The sequence below is a fragment of the Metabacillus crassostreae genome (genome assembly GCF_016908395.1).
Classification (GTDB): domain Bacteria; phylum Bacillota; class Bacilli; order Bacillales; family Bacillaceae; genus Metabacillus; species Metabacillus crassostreae.
The window spans coordinates 52,125-71,067 of sequence record NZ_JAFBDU010000013.1; the positions used below are offsets into that span (position 1 = coordinate 52,125).

Sequence of the window (18,943 nt, forward strand, 5' to 3'; positions counted from 1 at the left end):
AAGCGTCAACCAACTATAAATTTCCTCTACGCCATTTTTCAAGCTTTTCCATCACATCATCAGGAAAAGCTATTTTAGATGATGGTCGATCTTTTTCAATCTTTTTTACTCTATGTTTGATTCTATTTTCAATAGAATTCATTTCATTTAAGAGCTCTCTAGCTGACTTTCTAAGAGCTCCTTGACCAAATATTGCCCATTGTTCTGTAAAATCAGAGGTTGCTACATGTACTTGTGTTTTAATATTTCCCAAAGATTTTGCTAGCTTTTCTATACGTTCATCAGCAGTTTCGTTTTCCCTTGTAAAAATAACTTCTACCCGGTAGTTTTTTTGTTTTTTCTCAATACCCTTGACCATATGTGCATCAAAGACAACAATTACTCTGTAACCAGTATATGCTTGGTATTCTGCCATCTTTTCTATCAAAAGATTTCTTGCTTCTGAGAGATTATTTTTTTTAAGATTTTGTAAATCCGGCCACGCTCCAATAATGTTATATCCATCAACTAATAGGATATCCATTGGCTTCTATTCCCCTAAAGGATTTCGTTTCCGATATACCTCGTACATTAAAAGACTTGCTGCAACAGAAGCGTTCAGTGATGTTACATGACCAACCATCGGCATTTTTATTAAGAAATCACACTTCTCTTTAATGAGTCGACCAATTCCTTTTCCTTCACTACCGATAATTAATGCTAACGGCATATTACCATCAAGGTTACGATAGTCATCCGCTCCCTTAGCATCAGTTCCAACAATCCAAATTCCTTTTTCTTTCAGTTCTTCTATTGTTCGAGCCATATTGGTAATACGAGCAACAGGAATATGTTCTATTGCACCAGTAGAAGATTTAGCAACTGTTGCAGTTAGTCCAACTGCTCTTCTTTTTGGGATGACGATTCCATGCGCACCAACAGCATCAGCAGTTCTCATAATTGAACCAAGGTTATGAGGATCTTCAATTTCATCTAACAATAAAAGAAATGGCATTTCGTTTCTTTTCTCAGCAATTTTTAAAATGTCATCAATATGAACATATTCATATGCAGCTACTTGAGCCACAACTCCTTGATGATTCCCCTCAACCATTTGATCTATCTTTTTCTTTGGAACAAAGTTAATTGTTATACCTCTTTCTTTGGCAAGTCTTGTTATTTCTTGAGCTTGTCCCTTTAAAGAGTTTTCAGCTACCCATATTTTATTAACGTCTCTAGAAGACTTTAATACTTCAATAACTGTATTACGTCCAATAATATAATCTTGACTCATCGTCTTCCCTCCTTTCCTTCACCATCAATAAATTGAAATGCTTTTTCTATCAATTCCTCTAAACGATCATGCTTCTTCTCTAAATATAAATAACCTAGTAATGCCTCAAATGCTGTACTATATCGATATGTTTGAACATCAGTATTTTTTGGAATTGTACCTGACTTCGCATTTCTTCCTCGTCTGATTACACCCTCCTCTTCCTCAGAAAACAGCTCTAATGAAAACAGATAGTGCAAAATACTAGCTTGTGCCTTTGCTGAAACAAATCTTTTTGCTTGGTTATGCAGCTGATTTGGTCTAATACTTCCTTTTAACAACAGATGATGTCTTACATATATCTCAAAAACAGCATCTCCAACATATGCTAAAGCTAAGCTATTTAAAAGTTTAGAGTCCTTAATTGTCTTTAAATCTAGAAACATTTTGCTCCTCATTTCCTAAAGAAAAAGGGGACAAAGCTCAAAGCGAACATACGTTTCTAACTCGGATACTTTGTCACCTTTGTAACCTTTTTTATCTTTATTCCCTCAAAACGAACTTCATAATCAATGGCTATTATCTTGAAATATTGCTTTTAATCGACTTAAAGTGAAATTGTATATATAAGTACTATTCTAAGAAGAAAATTCACCTCTAGACTATCTACATTGCTGTTTCCTTTAAGTTTCTAAAAGCCACAAAGTCTTTGCATACAGCAAAATTGTTTAACTTCTTTTCCACCTTGTACCTTGTGGAGTATCTTCTAAAATAATATTTAACTCTTTTAGTTTGTCACGAATCTCATCAGATAGAGCAAAATTCCGCTCTTTTCTCGCCTGAATTCGTTGCTGAATCATAGCCTCAATTTCTTCATCTAACAGTTGGTTAGAGGAAAACTTAATCCCTAAAACATCTCCTAATGAATCTAGTTCATCAAGAAAGGCCTGAATAACGTCTTCTGATGTATTTTGCTCTTCTACATAATAGTTCGCCTGTTTTGAAAGCTCGAAAAGGACTGAGATTGCATTTGCTGTATTAAAATCATCATCCATTTCCTTCTCAAATTGCTGGCGGAATTCTTTAATCTTACTTAACCATTTATCATTATTTTCTGTTAAATTTGTTGAACTATTCTTACGATGCTGAAGGTTGCCATAAGAAGTGGTAATACGCTCAAAAGCATTTTTCGTACTTTCTAACAGCTCCTGTGAAAAATTAATTGGATGTCGATAATGAACAGATAACATAAAGAATCGGACAATTTGTGGATCAATCTCTTTAATAATATCGTGTACCAATACAAAGTTACCTAAAGACTTAGACATTTTCTCATTATTTATATTAATATAGCCATTATGCATCCAATATTTTGAAAACAACTTCCCATTTACTGCTTCTGATTGAGCAATTTCATTTTCATGATGTGGGAATGTTAAATCCTGACCACCGGCATGAATATCGATTGTATCTCCTAAGTACTTCTTCGCCATAGCCGAGCATTCAATATGCCACCCTGGTCGACCATCTCCCCAAGGACTTTCCCAGGAAATCTCGCCTTCCTTCGCTGCTTTCCATAGAACGAAGTCTAAAGCATCCTGCTTCTTTTCACCTACATCAATTCGATTACCTAATCTTAATTCTTCAATTGATTGATGAGAAAGCTTACCATACCCTTTAAATTCTCTTGTTTTATAGTAAACATCTCCATCCGCTTCATACGCATAGCCTTTATCAATTAGAGCCTGAATAAACTCGATAATAAGCTCAATGTTCTCAGTGACACGCGGATGTACATTAGCACGTTTACAGCCTAGTGCTGATACATCAGCAAAATATGCATCAATAAACCGCTCTGCAACTGTAGGAACATCTGTACCAAGCTCATTAGCTGCTTTTATCAATTTGTCATCTACATCAGTAAAATTAGAAACAAAATTAACATCATAGCCTCTATATTCTAAATATCTTCTTACAGTATCATAAACGATTGCTGGTCTAGCATTTCCTATATGAATATAGTTATAAACCGTTGGACCACACACATACATTTTAACCTTACCTGCTTCTAGTGGTTCAAACGTTTCCTTTTGCCTTGTTAGCGTATTGTACAACTTTATTGTCATATTCACTCGTCCCTTTCCTTAACTGTTGTACTTCATCTCTTAATCCCTTAAGCTCTGCTTCTAATTCCTTAAATCGATCTGCAACCGGATCAGGCAAATCACAATGATTTAAGTCTTGATCAACTCTTTTACCATTTTGAATAACCACTCTACCAGGAATACCAACAACTGTTGAATGATCAGGAACCTCTTTAAGAACAACAGAACCTGCACCTATTTTAGAGTATGCACCAACTGTGATTGATCCTAATACTTTTGCACCAGTTGCAATTAATGCATGGTCTTTAATTGTAGGATGTCGTTTTCCTTTTTCTTTACCAGTACCCCCTAAAGTAACTCCTTGGAATACGGTTACATCATCACCAATTTCACAGGTTTCTCCGATCACTACTCCCATTCCATGATCTATAAAAAAGCGACGACCTATTTTTGCAGCCGGATGAATTTCGACACCAGTAAAAAAGCGACTTACCTGAGAAACAGCTCTTGCTAAGAAAAAGAGTTTCCTCTTATACAACACATGTGCAATCCGGTACCCCCAAATAGCATGTAAACCAGAGTAAGTTAGGATAACCTCAAAATAACTTCTGGCAGAAGGATCTTGTTCAAATACAACATCAACATCTTCTTTCATCATTTTTAACACTTTAATCCCTCCAATCCTCATCCTTATTGCCTTTATTTACTATCACTTTAAATTTTTTTACATATAAAAAAGCGCCTCTGTATATATGATACAGAGACGCTTAAATGCGCGGTTCCACTCTGTTTAGGTATGAGAAAAGAACAATCTCAACACCTCAACTTTTGACTCTGTAACGTAGAGTAATACGCTTTTACTTACTAATCTATACTAGACGTTTAGTAAAAGGCTCAAAGGTGCATTTCAAGTATAACTTCACTTAAACCTCTTTCAGCCAGTGGAGGTTCTCTCTAAAAAGGAAATTAAACTTTACTCTCCTTATCAATGCTTTATCTATATGACTTTTAAAATGTATTAACCATACTATATTACATTTTAGTCGAAAAGTTAACTAATAACACTATTTAATCTAGATATTACAATATTTTTACCTAAAACTGCAATTGATTTTGGTAAATCAGGGCCATGTGTTTGACCAGTAATAGCCACACGAATAGGCATAAATAAGTTTTTACCCTTCTGACCAGTTGCTTTTTGGACTGCTTTTATTGAAGCTTTCACTTGTTCAGCAGAAAAATCCTCTACACTCTCTACCTCAGTTAAAAACGCCTTTAGCACCTCTGGTACACTCTCTCCTTCAAGAACAGTCTCTGCTTCTCTATTGTAAGTAATATCTTCTTTAAAGAATAGCTCTGTAAGCTCTACAATTTCTGCTCCATAACTCATTTGTTCTTGGTAAAGTGCTATAAGCTGATGAATTCGATCCTTAGCTTCTTCATTCATATCATCAGTAACTTTGCCAGCTTTCTCAAGATGTGGCAATGAAAGTGGAATCAGCTGAGCTATATCTAACTGTTTAATATATTGGTTATTCATCCATGCTAATTTTTGTGTATCAAAAACAGCAGGTGATTTTGATAATCTTGCTGAATCAAAGATTTCGATTAATTGTTCTTTTGAATACACTTCCTCTTCCCCACCTGGAGACCACCCAAGTAGAGAAATGAAGTTAAATAAAGCATCTGGAAGATAACCTAACTCCTCATATTGCTCAATAAATTGGATGATTGATTCATCACGTTTACTTAATTTCTTTCGATTTTCATTTACAATCAACGTCATATGGCCAAATACTGGTATGTCCCAACCAAATGCCTCATAAATCATCATTTGTTTAGGTGTGTTTGAGATATGATCTTCACCACGTAAAACATGTGAGATTTTCATTAAATGATCATCAACCGCTACTGCAAAGTTGTATGTTGGTGTTCCATCCTTTTTCACGATAACAAAGTCGCCCATACCTTCAGATTCAAAAGATATATCACCTTTTACCATGTCATTAAAACGATACTCTTTTTTAGCTGGCACTCTGAAACGAATACTAGGCTTTAGCCCTTGTCCTTCAAGCTCTTGTTGTTCATCTACAGTCAGACTAGCATGTTTTCCTGAATATTGAGGAGTTTCTCCACGAGCAAGTTGTTCTTCACGTTCTTTTTCTAGATCTTCTTCTGTACAAAAACATTTATAAGCTAGTCCTTTTTCTAGTAACTCTTCATAATATTTTTTGTAAATATCTGTTCTTTCTGATTGGCGATAAGGACCGTATTCTCCGCCAACATCAACACTTTCATCCCAGTTGATTCCTAGCCAATTCAAATACTTCAGCTGGCTTTGCTCTCCACCCTCGATATTTCTTTTCTTATCGGTGTCTTCAATACGAATAATAAATTTTCCACCCTGGTTTTTTGCAAATAAATAATTAAATAATGCAGTCCTTGCATTTCCTATATGTAAATGTCCTGTTGGACTTGGTGCATAACGCACTCTTACTTCACTTGTCATTTGTTTACCTCCACTTATTACTGTTTCTATATTTTAAATGATAACTTCTAACACAATACTTTATGCTTTTCCTGTATTGTCAAACGGTATTAATAAGACCTAATTCTACCACCAATGTATCAGAGACACAAAATAATTCATAGTAGAATCTAAAGTAATTACACCCTTATCGGTTTGCTATTTATCGTTTCTGAATTAATACAGTTGCTTGTGAAGCAATTCCTTCCTGTCTACCTGTAAATCCCAATTGTTCAGTTGTTGTTGCTTTTACATTCACTTGAGAAATATCCGCTTCTAACAATTCTGCTATACGTGCTCTCATCTTTTCAATATGAGGAGCCATTTTAGGCTTTTGAGCAATGATTGTACAATCGATATTCCCCAGTTCAAACCCGCGATCCTTCACTAGTTTCCAAACGTGTGATAATAGCTTTGCAGAATCCGCATCCTTAAATTCAGGATCTGTATCTGGAAAATGCTTTCCGATATCACCTTCTGCTATAGCACCTAAACATGCATCTGCAACAGTATGTAATAATACATCTGCATCTGAATGACCTAATAATCCTTTTTCATAAGGAATATCAATTCCACCTATTATAAGTGGTCTTCCTTCAACTAATTGATGTACATCAAATCCTTGTCCAACTCTGATCATTATGCTTCCCTCTTTCTTTCATTCTTTCTAATTCCCTCATCTTCTTTTGATCATTGATTCAGCAATGATTAAATCTTCAGGCGTCGTTATTTTTATATTCATATAATCACCCATTACAATCGAAACTTGTTGACCTGTTCTTTCCATAAGACTAGCATCATCAGTTCCTAAGAAATCTTCTTCTTTAGCTTGATTATGGGCATTTAGAATCAAATCTAGCTTAAAAGCTTGAGGAGTTTGAATTCCCCATAAATTAGAGCGATCAAGAGTTTGGCTGACAACTCCATCTTTAACCACTTTAATCGTATCTTTTATGGGTACACCCAAGGTTGCTGCACCAGTACGACCTGTAGCATGTATTAGTTCTTCTATACAAGTATGTGACACAAAGGGGCGGGCACCATCATGAACAAGCACATAGTTTTCTTTATTGCATGCTTTTAAACCGTTATAAACACTATTTTGTCTTTCAGCACCACCATAAACCACTTGTTTCACTTTTGTTATTTTATACTTATGTATTAGTTCTTCAAATTCATTCTTTTCCATTTCATTAATCACAAGGATAATCCCTGCGCAAAGTGAATGACTTTCAAATACTCTTAACGTATGTATAATAAGCGGAATTCCATCAACCTCTAAAAATTGTTTGTTTTTCCCAGCATTCATTCGTTTACCTTGACCAGCTGCTGGAATGACAACTTGATAATTCATTTGGAGTGACTCCTTTAAAATTTCATTTAAAAACATGTATACAAACATAATAAGAGATTACTCATCATATGTAAAACAGCCCATGAACATTAAATATGTTGTTCATGGGCTGTTCACTGGACTTTATAGTAGTTATCACAAATAATGATCTTCTATGAGAAATAATCAAAGCCGCTTTCTATAATGCTTTTTCTAATAGCTTAGGCTTGGCAAAAATCATTCGTCCTGCTGAGGTTTGTAGAACACTTGTTACTAATACCTCAATATGCTTTCCGATATAATTTCGACCATCCTCTACAACGATCATTGTACCGTCATCTAAATAAGCAATACCTTGATTATGTTCTTTACCATCTTTAATCACTTGAACCTTCATTTCCTCACCAGGAAGAACAACTGGTTTCACAGCATTAGCTAAATCATTAATATTTAATACATGAACTTTTTGAAGTTCACATACTTTATTTAAATTAAAGTCATTTGTTACAACAACACCTGAGGTTAATTTTGCAAGTTTTACTAGCTTACTATCAACTTCCTGTATTTCTTCAAAATCACCTTCATATATTTCCACATTAATTGAAAGCTCTTTTTGGATTCTATTAAGGATATCTAATCCTCTTCGTCCTCTATTTCGCTTTAACACATCAGAAGAGTCGGCTATATGTTGAAGCTCTTCTAAAACAAATTGTGGTATTACAATTGTGCCCTCTAGAAAGCCAGTTTGACATATATCAGCGATCCGCCCATCTATAATCACACTAGTATCTAAAATTTTAAGCTTTTTATCCTCTATTTCATTTTCATCATCAGCCATACCCTTTTTCTTACCAATTTTATTAGGTACGGTAAATAAATTAACAAGCTCATCTCTTTTCTTAAACCCTACCTGGAAACCTAAATACCCAAGTAATAGTGTTAGAAAGATTGGGATGATTGTATTGAACACCTGGTATTGTATATCTTTTAATGGGATAACAATAAGAAAAGCTACTATAAGACCGAATATTAAACCTAGACTCCCAAATAATACATCTGTAACAGGTGCTTTTACTACAGCTTCTTCTAAAACCTTTATCCAGTTTACTACATAATCAACTAACCAAAATGTTGCGACAAAAAATATTATTGCACCTAGTACCGCTAACGTATAAGGTGTATTAATAAAAGGTATGTCCTGCATATTTAATAGTTCAAGCAATTCTGGTATGAATAGAATACCTAGCATTCCACCCACACTTAGGAATAATAGTTGGATTATGCGTTTAATTAACATACCTTCACCTCCTTCTTAGGTTATAACTACTTTATCCTAATTTAGTTATTTATAAAATAGATATTTAAAAATGTAAATAGATTGACATAAGACTGTAATTTGAAATGACAGTAAAAACAATTATAATATACCCTATTTTCGCCAGCTTAAAACAATATTATGAAAAGTTTCACAGTAATTTTAAATTATATGGTGCGATCAATCAGGAGCTGTTCCTTTAGTCTTTTAAGACCATCCTTAATTTTCCTCGCTCTCACTTCACCTATACCATCCACCTCATCTAATTGTTCTACGGATGCCTGCAAAATAAGTTTCAAATTTTTATATTTTGTCACTAAATTTTCAATAATTATGGAGGGTAATCTTGGAATTTTATTTAATGTTCGATAACCTCTAGGAACGACAGGGCTATCAATATTAGTAAATGATGAGTGACCTAACAACTTAAATAACACAGAATCATCCAATAGCTCAAAGCTAGATAAATCTTGTAATTGTTTAATGATTGGATAAGGATCAACAGATTTGTCACTAGCATAATCTTTAATCAATAGTGCTGCCTCTCCTTCTAAGCCTGTAAGAAGTTCAGCTAGCTGCAGCCTAATTAAATGCCCCTCTGCTCCGAGCTCATTAACATAATCATTTATTTCATCCTTAATTCTTAACACCATTTCAAAGCGATGCAATACCTGTAATACTTCTTTGAATGTTACAAGTTCTTCGAGCTCTAATGCACCTAATGTTCTTATCGATTGATCAAGGACAATTTTATATTTTTCTAACGTTTGAATCGCTTGATTAGCCTTTGTTAAAATAACACCTATATCTCTTAATGCATACCTTAATTCACCATGATATAAGGTGATCACATTTCTACGCTGGGATATTGCAATGACTAAATTTCCAGTTTGTTTCGCTACTCGTTCTGCTGTTCGATGTCTCATCCCTGTTTCAGAAGAGTAAATAGTTGGATCAGGAACCAATTGCGCATTTGCAAACAGTATCTTATGACCAGAATCACTTAATACAATGGCACCATCCATCTTAGCCAATTCATAAAGGTGAGCAGATGAAAAAGAGCATTGAATTGAAAAACCACCATCAATAACTTTTTTCACTTCATCGTTATGACCTACTACAATTAACCCACCCGTTTTTGCTCTAAGGACATTTTCAATTCCTTCTCTTATCGGTGTACCTGGTGCAACAAATTGCAGAATCTCATTTAACGTCTTCTCCCCGGTCTTGCTCTCTATGTCAGTCATCGATCTATTAACCCCCTAATGATTTTTGAAGGGCCTCTGCAACATTTTTTACTCCTATAATTTCAATATCTGCTGGTGGGTTCCATCCTCCTATATTTGCTTCCGGAATAATTGCCCTCTTAAAGCCTAATTTTGCAGCTTCCATGACTCTTTGTTCAATTCGAGAAACTCTTCGAACCTCTCCTGTAAGCCCAACCTCACCAATGATGACATCTGTTGGCTTTGGTGGAGCATCCTTAAAGCTTGAAGCAATACTTACAGCAATAGCTAAATCTATGGCGGGCTCATCAAGCTTCACTCCACCAGCAACCTTTAAGTATGCATCTTGATTTTGTAATAAAAGTCCTACACGCTTTTCTAACACAGCCATAAGTAATGGAACTCGATTATGATCAATCCCAGTGGCCATTCGCCTAGGATTACCAAAGCTTGTTGGTGATATTAATGCCTGTATTTCAACCAACACTGATCTTGTACCTTCCATAGATGCAACTACAGTAGAGCCTGCTGCACCCTTTGACCTTTCTTCAAGGAAAATCTCAGAAGGATTTTCAACTTCCTCAAGACCTGATTCCTTCATTTCAAAAATTCCCATTTCATTTGTTGAGCCAAAACGGTTTTTAACAGCTCTTAAAATACGATAAGTATGATGCCTTTCACCTTCAAAATAAAGGACCGTATCAACCATATGCTCTAAAATCCTTGGACCTGCAATTGAGCCCTCTTTTGTCACATGACCAACAATGAAAATAGCGACGCCCTTTGTTTTTGCTATTCTCATAAGTTCAGCTGTTGACTCTCTAACTTGTGATACGCTTCCTGGTGCTGAGCTAATTTCACTATGAAATACTGTCTGAATTGAATCCACTACAACAAAAGAAGGATTTACTTCTTCAATTGCTTTTGAGATAAAACTTAAATCCGTTTCAGACAAAACTAATAATTTATCAGACTTTACTCCAAGACGATCTGCTCTAAGCTTTGTTTGCTTAACAGATTCCTCACCTGATATATATAAAACATCATTACCATTATCAGCTAATTGAGAAGACACCTGTAGCAGTAGTGTTGATTTTCCAATACCTGGATCTCCCCCAATTAAAACTAAAGATCCCTTTACAATTCCACTACCTAACACTCGATTAAATTCTTCTGAATTTGTGAATATTCTAGGCTCTTGAGCGGTCTCAATGCTTGTGATTGGAGAGGGTTTTTGTAAGGTTTGACTGGAATGCGCAAAAACAGCTCTGCGTGAGGATGCCGGTTTAGATATTTCCTCTGTCATTGTATTCCATTCACCACAACCAGGACATTTGCCCATCCATTTAGGTGATTCATAACCACATGATTGACAGATAAATTTTACCTTTGTTTTAGCCATTAAATAGTTCCTCTCTTATTAGATTAGCAAGTAGACAAGTTGTTTATGATACTTATCCTGTAATTATATTTAAATAATGTGAAAAACATATGTAAGATTTAGATAAATGTCTGATTAAAATAAAGAAAGCGAGGCACACAATTCTTGTATGCCTCAACTTCTTTCTTAACTCTATATAATTCTTTTACTATTGTTTTACTTCTTCTTTTTCAGTTGTTCTAACGATAAACTCACCGTCTTCAACATCTAAAACGATTTTTTGCCCTTTGTTTATTGTTCCTTTTAATAGCTCTTCAGATAAACGGTCTTCAACATTTTTCTGGATAGAGCGACGTAAAGGTCTTGCACCATACTCTAGATCCACCCCTTCGTCAGCAATTTTTTCTTTTGCTGAATCAGTAAGCTCTAGTGATAATTCTTGTTCCTTTAATCTCTTTGTTAATTGATCTGACATAAGAGAAACAATTTCTTTTAGATGTTTCTTTTCTAATGCATGGAATACGATAATTTCATCGATACGGTTAATGAACTCAGGTCGAAATGCCTTTTTCAACTCATTCATTACCTTACCTTTCATATCTTTATGGTTTTGTGTTTCATCTTGAATATTGAAACCAACATATTTATTTCGCTTTAATTCACTTGCTCCAACATTAGAAGTCATTATTAAAATAGTATTTCTAAAGTCTACAGTTCGACCTTTAGAATCTGTTAAACGTCCATCTTCTAATACTTGTAATAATATGTTAAATACATCAGGGTGAGCTTTTTCAATTTCATCTAAAAGAACAACTGAATATGGCTTTCTTCTAACCTTTTCAGTTAATTGTCCACCTTCTTCATAACCAACATATCCTGGAGGTGACCCTACTAGACGAGATGTTGAGTGCTTTTCCATGTATTCAGACATATCAATTCGAATCATAGAATCCTCATCACCAAAAATTGATTCTGCAAGAGCTCTAGCAAGCTCTGTTTTACCAACACCAGTTGGTCCTAAGAATACAAATGATCCAATTGGTCGCTTAGGATCCTTAAGTCCTGCACGTGCACGACGCACTGCTTTAGCAACAGCTACAACAGCTTCTTCTTGACCAACTACTCTTGAATGTAGGAGACTTTCCATGTTCAGCAATTTATCTGTTTCAGTTTGTGCTAGTCTTGAAACAGGAACACCAGTCCAGCTTGATACGACCAATGCAATATCTTCAACAGTTACTTCTGTGTTTTCCTGCCCTTGTTTTTCTTTCCATGTTTTCTTCGTTTCTTCTAGTTGTTCACGTAAGCGCTGCTCAGTGTCTCGTAATGATGCTGCTTTTTCAAATTCTTGACTTTGTACTGAAGCATCTTTTTCATTACGTATTTCCTCTAGCTTTTGCTCAAGCTCTTTTAAATTAGGTGGTGTTGTGAATGAGCGTAAGCGAACCTTTGAACCTGCTTCATCTATTAAATCAATCGCTTTATCTGGTAAAAAGCGATCAGAGATATAGCGATCAGATAACTTAACAGCAGCATCAATAGATTCATCTGTGATGGAAACTCTATGGTGAGCCTCATATCGATCTCTTAGCCCTTTTAAGATTTGAATGCTTTCATCCACTGTTGGTTCATCAACTTGAATTGGTTGGAATCTTCTTTCTAACGCAGCATCTTTTTCAATGTATTTTCTATATTCATCAAGAGTTGTTGCACCAATACACTGTAGCTCACCTCTAGCTAATGATGGTTTTAAAATATTAGATGCATCAATGGCACCCTCTGCTCCACCAGCACCAATTAGTGTGTGAAGTTCATCAATAAATAGAATGATATTACCTGCTTGTCGGATTTCATCCATAACCTTTTTAAGACGATCCTCAAACTCCCCACGATATTTTGTACCTGCAACAACTGTACCCATATCAAGAGTCATTACGCGTTTGTCACGTAAAATTTCAGGAACCTCATTTTGTACGATTTGCTGTGCTAATCCTTCAGCAATTGCTGTTTTACCAACACCTGGTTCACCAATTAAAACAGGGTTATTTTTTGTGCGTCTGCTAAGCACTTCAATTACACGTTGGATTTCTTTACTTCTTCCGATAACTGGATCTAAGCTTCCTTCTCTTGCAATTACAGTTAAATCTCTTGCTAAACTATCTAGTGTAGGTGTATTAGCATTTGTCATGCTTCCACCTTGATGGTTTGCAGAAGATTCATTACTACCTAATAATTGAAGAACCTGCTGTCTTGCTTTATTTAAACTTACTCCTAAGTTATTTAATACCCTAGCTGCAACTCCTTCACCTTCGCGAATAAGTCCTAATAATATATGCTCAGTTCCAACATAAGAGTGTCCAAGCTTTCTAGCTTCATCCATTGATAATTCAATAACCTTTTTTGCTCTAGGAGTGTAGTGAATTGTTTGAGAAGCATCTTGACCTCTCCCGATTAATCCTTCAACCTCTTTTTGGATTTTTTCAGGTCCTAAGCCTAATGCAATTAATGCTTTAGCAGCAATGCCTTCACCTTCACTAACTAGACCTAGAAGAATATGTTCAGTACCAATATTGTTATGCCCTAAACGAACTGCTTCCTCTTGTGCTAAAGCAAGTACCTTTTGAGCGCGTTCAGTAAATCTTCCAAACATCATAATTCATCATCCTCCATCCGATTATTACTATCCTTCTCTAAGTTCAATCGTTCTCTTATTAATGCTGCACGCCTAATATCTCGATCATTAGGTCTCAATGGACCTCCGAAATACTGCTGAAGAAATCCTGGCTGCGTTAACACCATCAACTCATTTAAAATATTACTAGAAATATCTTTTATAATTCCTAAATCAATGCCTAGCCTTACATCAGATAAACACTTTGCTGTCTCATTTGATTCAATAACCCTGCTGTAAGCTAACGTTCCAAAAGAACGATATACTCGATCCTCCAGCTGAATCTGTGATGAGTCATAGAGTGCTTCCCTAGTATTTCTCTCCTGTGTAATAAGTTGTTGCACAACACTAAGTAAATCTTCTACAATATCCTCTTCTGACTTACCTAATGTGATCTGGTTAGAAATCTGAAACAAATTACCTACAGCTTCACTACCTTCACCATAAATTCCTCTAACAACCAAACCTAATTGATTAATAGCAGGAATAATTCGGTTAATCTTTTGTGTAAGTACTAAAGCCGGTAAATGCATCATAACAGATGCCCTTAAGCCTGTTCCCACATTAGTTGGACAGCTTGTTAAATATCCTCTTTGCTCATCAAAAGCATAATCAACTTCTTCTTCAATCCAATCATCAAGCTGATTTGCGATCTTCAGTGCCTCTTCTAATTGAAGACCTGGATAGAGGCATTGAATTCGGACATGATCTTCCTCATTAATCATGATGCTAACCTCTTCATTTTCTGATAGTAAACAACCACCGTAAACTGAATGATCAGCAAGATTTGGGCTTATTAAATGTTTTTCTACCAACACTCTTTTTTGGATAGGCTGTAAATCATTCATTTTTAACAGCTCTAACTGCCCGATTTTTTCAAGTGTCTTATTTGCATATGTTTGTTCGAAAAAATCTAGAACCTTTTGTGCCTCTTCATCTGAAGATAAGGTTGGAAATTTATATTGTTCCATGTTCCGAGCAAGGCGAATTCGACTGCTTAATACAATATCCGAATCCGGACCTTCCTGGCTCATCCATGCACTCATTGCTTTACTCATGAAATTTTGGAGTGACATAATTAAGATCCCTCCTCACGAATATTACTAAGTTCTTTTTCAAGCGATCGAATCTCGTCCCTAACTTTTGCTGCTTGCTCAAATTCTTCTTGTTCTATAAAACTGTGTATTTTAGTTTTTAATTCATCAATTTTTTTACGTATATGAATGTCTCCACCACTTCTTTTCGGAATTTTCCCCGAATGGACTGTATTGCCTCCATGGACCCTCTTTAGAACAGGTGTAATATAATTTTTGAAAGTGGAATAACAATTTGAACAGCCAAACCTTCCTACCTTTTTAAATTGGTGAAGAGTCATGCTACAACAATCACACTTTGGTATATCTTCTGATTTAAAAACATTAGTTTCTTCTTTATTTGCTATACCCTGCTCCATATTAAGTAATCCTGTTAAAAGACTATTTAAAGAGAAGCCAGCATTACCATTAAACATAAAAAGTTCACTGTTTTCTTTTGCACAATGTTCACAAATATGAAACTCAGTTTTTTCACCATTTATCACTTTTGTAAAGTGAAACGTTGCCGGTCTTTCGTTACATTCCTGGCAAATCATTCGTCTCCCCTACCTTTACTTATATTTCAATGATGTAATCATGGCTTTAAACATTCTTGCCCTTAATTCATCTCTATGAGGAAGTTCAATATATAGGACTGAACGATCTATTACACTTAACATCAACTTAGCTTCACGCGAAGATATCACTTCTTCTGTCACTAAGCGACCAATAATATCCTCAGCAGCAGCTTGGGAAAGGCGTTGACTAATTAAATGTAATATCTGATCGAGGAGGTGTGCTTGATTATTTGCTGTGACCTTAATAATACGGATATATCCACCGCCGCCTCGCTTACTTTCAACAACATAACCTCTCTCAATTGTAAATCTTGTATTAATAACATAGTTTATCTGTGAAGGAACACATTGAAACTTATCTGCTATTTCACTGCGTTTAATTTCTACAATTTCTTTTCCACTACCGTCCAGTACATTTTTTAAATACTGTTCAATAATGTCTGAAATATTCCTCACTCAACCTCCCCCTCACTGACTTTGACTATATTTGACTATAATCTAACTATAAATGGAACAGAGAAATTTTTCAACTTTTCTGTCCCATATTAAATATTGCCAATTTCAAGGAAAGTGAAACCTACTTAAAATATTTTTTCAACCTCATCAACTTCTACCAGTACTTTCTCTAAATGTGTATGTGTAACAGAGGAAATATCAATATCTAATTGGTAATAAAATGTGACATAATCATCCCTAACTTTTCTACATGATGTCATAACAACCTTGTTCGTATCAATATCAAAGGAAGTTAGCTTCTTGATAACATCATCAATCGTTGATTTATTAGAGTGAACAATAACCTTCATTTTCCTTCTGGCTTTCTTAACATACATAAATTTCTCCAGTTTATTTAAAAATATTAGCGACATTAATACTAAAGTTGTCGTAAAAATCGCTAATGTGTACATTCCAGTACCAATAATTAAACCCAATCCAGCAACAATCCATATTGAGGCAGCAGTCGTTAATCCTCTCACTGTTGCTCCCTTCACTAAAATTGTTCCACCACCTAAAAACCCTATCCCACTAATTACATATGATGGGATCCTTGAAGGATCAAACTGTACTCGATTATTTCCCTCTATATAATCATCAAAACCATATAAAGATAAAATCATCATTAAACAAGACCCAATTCCCACAAGTAGATGAGTACGAAAACCTGCTGGATGATTCTTAAATTCTCTCTCCAATCCTATAACACCACATAAAATAGTTGCTATAATTATTCGTGTAAACATAACATATGTATCATGGTCAATAAAATTAAGTAGATTCATTTTTTTCTCCCAGTAAAATTATTTAGAGTTTTTAATATATATATACGCATTTTAAATTGTTAAACCACAATTCTTTTAAAAAAATAAAAATTAGTTTGTTTTAAGTTCTAACAAGAGCTGTTTTCAATATTTCCCCTTTAATATAAATAAATTAAAAAAGCTATATATGAAAAGTAATAGAGAGTTTAAAAAAGGAAATAGTCATCGTTAATTTATTGAAACAATGAATCACTTATACCCTTTATACCTAATTATTATTACTAGGAATGATCAATATTTGGTGAATTGAGATAGTTACGTTGATACTCTAGGTAGTTGCTCTAAGACTTTTCCATATCTCAAGCTACTACTTCTTTGTTTAATCTTTCAAACATATTTACATTGAACTCATTGTTTAAAGTAAAATTATATCAATCTATTTTTCTACACTAGAGAAAACCTGTATCTCTACTGATCTTTTCAATCATTACTTATATTCTTGCTTCCTCTAAGCCTCAGGCTATCAATGTTCTTTAGTCTCTACCTTTAACAAGCTAGGTGAAAACATGAGTAAATGGGCGTCATTAGAGCTGATGAAGGACATGAACAAGGAGAGTCAAGTATTAGCTTTAAAGAATGGGATGCAGTTTTCTAGGATACTAAAATACCAAATGAAATATTAGATCGTGTACTACACCATGCTACAGTCGTAAATATTGTTGGGTCTTCTTTCAGAATTAAAGATCACTTAGAAAAAGTAGATATTAACTAATTTTTGCACGTTAATAAACGATCAAAATTGTACATCGTTAACTTGACATTTACATACATATTTACGATCTAGCTTAAACATTAGTATGATCTCTTTTGACCTTTTTTCACGCACAAAAAAAGACCAGTATCTCTACTGATCTTTTCCACTCTTTACTTGGCGACGTCCTACTCTCACAGGGGGAACCCCCCAACTACCATCGGTGCAAGAGCTTAACTTCCGCGTTCGGATTTTGGCTTGCGATAAGCGGCGAATCTCCGCGTCAGCTTGTTCATTCAGATCCTCGTGTGCCAAATACGCACATTCCGGTCTTCATTCGCTGCGCTTCCTTGACCTTCTTGCTTCTCCCAAGCCTCAGGCTAGTAGTGCTTTTCAGTTTCTACCTCTTACACAATATCTTTGATATATAAATTAATTTAGGGATGATCAATCTATTTTCTTATCTTTTTCTACACAAAAAAAGACCAGTATCTCTACTGATCTCTTTTCACTCTTTACTTGGCGACGTCCTACTCTCACAGGGGGAAACCCCCCAACTACCATCGGCGCTAGAGCTTAACTTCCGTGTTCAGATTTTGGCTTGCGATAAGCTGCGAATCTCTGCGTCAGCTTGTTCATTCAGATCCTCATGTGCCAAATACGCACATTCCGGTCTTCATTCGCTGCGCTTCCTTGACCTTCTTGCTTCTCCCAAGCCTCAGGCTAGTAGTGCTTTTCAGTTTCTACCTCTTACACAATATCTTTGATATATAAATTAATTTAGGGATGATCAATCTATTTTCTTATCTTTTTCTACACAAAAAAAGACCAGTATCTCTACTGATCTTTTTCATTCTTTACTTGGCGACGTCCTACTCTCACAGGGGGAAACCCCCAACTACCATCGGCGCTGGAGCTCAACTTCCGTATTCGGATTTCGGCTTGCGATAAGCGGCGAATCTCCGCGTCAGCTTGTTCATTCAGATCCTCATGTGCCAAATACGCACATTCCGGTCTTCATTCTCTGCGCTTCCTTGACCTTCTTGCTTCTCCCAAGCCTCAGGCTAGTAATGCTTTTTAGTCTCTACCTTTTAAACAACATTTTCGATATAAATAAAATAATGTTTTTTACCTTTTTCTATACAAAAAAAGACCAGTATTTCTACTGATCTTTCCACTCTTTACTTGGCGACGTCCTACTCTCACAGGGGGAAACCCCCAACTACCATCGGCGCTGAAGAGCTTAACTTCCGTGTTCGGCATGGGAACGGGTGTGACCTCTTCGCCATCATCACCAAATAAAAAACTAAGTTTGAAGGATATTCCTTCAAAACTAGATAACGATTGTACAATTCAATTCACTGACGTTCGCTTAAATATTTAGGTTAAGTCCTCGATCGATTAGTATCTGTCAGCTCCACACGTCACCGCGCTTCCACCTCAGACCTATCAACCTGATCATCTTTCAGGGA

At 35.5% G+C, this 18,943-nt stretch carries 17 protein-coding genes, 2 rRNA genes and 1 other annotated feature; of the genes, 1 reads left to right on the forward strand and 18 read right to left on the reverse strand.

Annotated elements, in window-relative coordinates:
- Positions 1-13: 13 nt before the first annotated feature.
- The 16 genes from JOC75_RS22285 to JOC75_RS22360 form a co-directional block, all read right to left on the reverse strand.
- The gene (locus JOC75_RS22285; protein WP_204956152.1) at positions 14-523 is read right to left on the reverse strand and encodes an NYN domain-containing protein; all 510 of its coding nucleotides are present in this window, start codon (positions 521-523) and stop codon (positions 14-16) included.
- A gap of 6 nt (positions 524-529) precedes the next feature.
- Entirely contained in the window at positions 530-1,273 is a 744-nt protein-coding gene (gene rlmB / locus JOC75_RS22290) for a 23S rRNA (guanosine(2251)-2'-O)-methyltransferase RlmB (protein ID WP_146950495.1), read from the reverse strand.
- Entirely contained in the window at positions 1,270-1,698 is a 429-nt protein-coding gene (locus JOC75_RS22295) for a Mini-ribonuclease 3 (protein ID WP_204956153.1), read from the reverse strand. Before JOC75_RS22295 ends, rlmB begins: the two co-directional genes overlap by 4 nt.
- Before the next feature lie 282 nt (positions 1,699-1,980).
- Positions 1,981-3,378: a cysteine--tRNA ligase gene (gene cysS, locus JOC75_RS22300; RefSeq protein WP_204956154.1), complete on the reverse strand. Its 1,398-nt coding sequence runs from the start codon at positions 3,376-3,378 to the stop codon at positions 1,981-1,983.
- On the reverse strand, positions 3,329-4,015 hold the full coding sequence (gene cysE, locus JOC75_RS22305) for a serine O-acetyltransferase (RefSeq protein WP_239589629.1): 687 nt from the start codon (positions 4,013-4,015) through the stop codon (positions 3,329-3,331). The genes cysS and cysE overlap by 50 nt, the downstream gene beginning before the upstream one ends.
- A gap of 98 nt (positions 4,016-4,113) precedes the next feature.
- Positions 4,114-4,355, reverse strand: a binding site (T-box leader).
- Between the two features lie 53 nt (positions 4,356-4,408).
- A complete protein-coding gene (gene gltX / locus JOC75_RS22310; protein WP_204956156.1) occupies positions 4,409-5,866 on the reverse strand; it encodes a glutamate--tRNA ligase in 1,458 nt (485 codons plus the stop codon).
- 181 nt (positions 5,867-6,047) lie between these two features.
- Positions 6,048-6,524 carry a 2-C-methyl-D-erythritol 2,4-cyclodiphosphate synthase gene (ispF, locus tag JOC75_RS22315; protein ID WP_204956157.1) on the reverse strand — a complete coding sequence of 159 codons (477 nt, stop codon included), beginning with the start codon at positions 6,522-6,524 and terminating at the stop codon, positions 6,048-6,050.
- Positions 6,525-6,560: 36 nt separating this feature from the next.
- Positions 6,561-7,238, reverse strand: coding sequence for a 2-C-methyl-D-erythritol 4-phosphate cytidylyltransferase (ispD, locus tag JOC75_RS22320; protein ID WP_204956158.1), 678 nt, complete (start codon positions 7,236-7,238; stop codon positions 6,561-6,563).
- A 178-nt stretch (positions 7,239-7,416) separates the two neighbouring features.
- Entirely contained in the window at positions 7,417-8,514 is a 1,098-nt protein-coding gene (locus JOC75_RS22325; RefSeq protein WP_204956159.1) for a PIN/TRAM domain-containing protein, read from the reverse strand.
- 185 nt (positions 8,515-8,699) lie between these two features.
- A complete protein-coding gene (gene disA / locus JOC75_RS22330; RefSeq protein WP_204956160.1) occupies positions 8,700-9,779 on the reverse strand; it encodes a DNA integrity scanning diadenylate cyclase DisA in 1,080 nt (359 codons plus the stop codon).
- A gap of 7 nt (positions 9,780-9,786) precedes the next feature.
- Positions 9,787-11,160 (reverse strand): DNA repair protein RadA, encoded by a 1,374-nt coding sequence (gene radA / locus JOC75_RS22335; RefSeq protein ID WP_204956161.1) that lies wholly within the window; start codon positions 11,158-11,160, stop codon positions 9,787-9,789.
- Positions 11,161-11,347: 187 nt separating this feature from the next.
- Positions 11,348-13,792: an ATP-dependent protease ATP-binding subunit ClpC gene (clpC, locus tag JOC75_RS22340; protein WP_204956162.1), complete on the reverse strand. Its 2,445-nt coding sequence runs from the start codon at positions 13,790-13,792 to the stop codon at positions 11,348-11,350.
- Complete coding sequence (locus JOC75_RS22345) at positions 13,789-14,886, reverse strand: protein-arginine kinase McsB (protein WP_204956163.1); 1,098 nt, start codon at positions 14,884-14,886, stop codon at positions 13,789-13,791. Before JOC75_RS22345 ends, clpC begins: the two co-directional genes overlap by 4 nt.
- A 2-nt stretch (positions 14,887-14,888) precedes the next feature.
- On the reverse strand, positions 14,889-15,440 hold the full coding sequence (locus JOC75_RS22350; RefSeq protein ID WP_146950483.1) for a protein-arginine kinase activator protein McsA: 552 nt from the start codon (positions 15,438-15,440) through the stop codon (positions 14,889-14,891).
- Positions 15,441-15,455: 15 nt separating this feature from the next.
- Positions 15,456-15,917 carry a CtsR family transcriptional regulator gene (locus JOC75_RS22355; protein WP_204956164.1) on the reverse strand — a complete coding sequence of 154 codons (462 nt, stop codon included), beginning with the start codon at positions 15,915-15,917 and terminating at the stop codon, positions 15,456-15,458.
- 125 nt (positions 15,918-16,042) lie between these two features.
- On the reverse strand, positions 16,043-16,741 hold the full coding sequence (locus JOC75_RS22360; protein WP_146950481.1) for an MgtC/SapB family protein: 699 nt from the start codon (positions 16,739-16,741) through the stop codon (positions 16,043-16,045).
- Positions 16,742-17,384: 643 nt separating this feature from the next.
- Here JOC75_RS22360 and JOC75_RS24305 point away from each other — a divergent pair.
- Positions 17,385-17,492: an ATP-binding protein gene (locus JOC75_RS24305; protein ID WP_338036622.1), complete on the forward strand. Its 108-nt coding sequence runs from the start codon at positions 17,385-17,387 to the stop codon at positions 17,490-17,492.
- Between the two features lie 1,162 nt (positions 17,493-18,654).
- Here JOC75_RS24305 and rrf read toward each other — a convergent pair.
- Both rrf and JOC75_RS22375 read right to left on the reverse strand, forming a co-directional pair.
- Positions 18,655-18,770 (reverse strand): 5S ribosomal RNA (gene rrf / locus JOC75_RS22370).
- Positions 18,771-18,852: 82 nt separating this feature from the next.
- Positions 18,853-18,943, reverse strand: a 23S ribosomal RNA gene (locus JOC75_RS22375); the annotation flags it as partial.

Excerpts from the sequence above, each read along its gene's own strand:
- gltX (WP_204956156.1), bottom strand. The coding sequence starts at position 5,866 with ATGACAAGTGAAGTAAGAGTGCGTTATGCACCAAGTCCAACAGGACAT.
- disA (WP_204956160.1), bottom strand. The coding sequence starts at position 9,779 with ATGACTGACATAGAGAGCAAGACCGGGGAGAAGACGTTAAATGAGATT.
- JOC75_RS22360 (WP_146950481.1), bottom strand. The coding sequence starts at position 16,741 with ATGAATCTACTTAATTTTATTGACCATGATACATATGTTATGTTTACA.
- cysS (WP_204956154.1), bottom strand. The coding sequence starts at position 3,378 with ATGACAATAAAGTTGTACAATACGCTAACAAGGCAAAAGGAAACGTTT.
- ispF (WP_204956157.1), bottom strand. The coding sequence starts at position 6,524 with ATGATCAGAGTTGGACAAGGATTTGATGTACATCAATTAGTTGAAGGA.
- cysE (WP_239589629.1), bottom strand. The coding sequence starts at position 4,015 with ATGATGAAAGAAGATGTTGATGTTGTATTTGAACAAGATCCTTCTGCC.
- JOC75_RS22325 (WP_204956159.1), bottom strand. The coding sequence starts at position 8,514 with ATGTTAATTAAACGCATAATCCAACTATTATTCCTAAGTGTGGGTGGA.
- JOC75_RS22295 (WP_204956153.1), bottom strand. The coding sequence starts at position 1,698 with ATGTTTCTAGATTTAAAGACAATTAAGGACTCTAAACTTTTAAATAGC.
- JOC75_RS22285 (WP_204956152.1), bottom strand. The coding sequence starts at position 523 with ATGGATATCCTATTAGTTGATGGATATAACATTATTGGAGCGTGGCCG.
- JOC75_RS22345 (WP_204956163.1), bottom strand. The coding sequence starts at position 14,886 with ATGTCACTCCAAAATTTCATGAGTAAAGCAATGAGTGCATGGATGAGC.
- radA (WP_204956161.1), bottom strand. The coding sequence starts at position 11,160 with ATGGCTAAAACAAAGGTAAAATTTATCTGTCAATCATGTGGTTATGAA.
- clpC (WP_204956162.1), bottom strand. The coding sequence starts at position 13,792 with ATGATGTTTGGAAGATTTACTGAACGCGCTCAAAAGGTACTTGCTTTA.
- ispD (WP_204956158.1), bottom strand. The coding sequence starts at position 7,238 with ATGAATTATCAAGTTGTCATTCCAGCAGCTGGTCAAGGTAAACGAATG.
- rlmB (WP_146950495.1), bottom strand. The coding sequence starts at position 1,273 with ATGAGTCAAGATTATATTATTGGACGTAATACAGTTATTGAAGTATTA.
- JOC75_RS22350 (WP_146950483.1), bottom strand. The coding sequence starts at position 15,440 with ATGATTTGCCAGGAATGTAACGAAAGACCGGCAACGTTTCACTTTACA.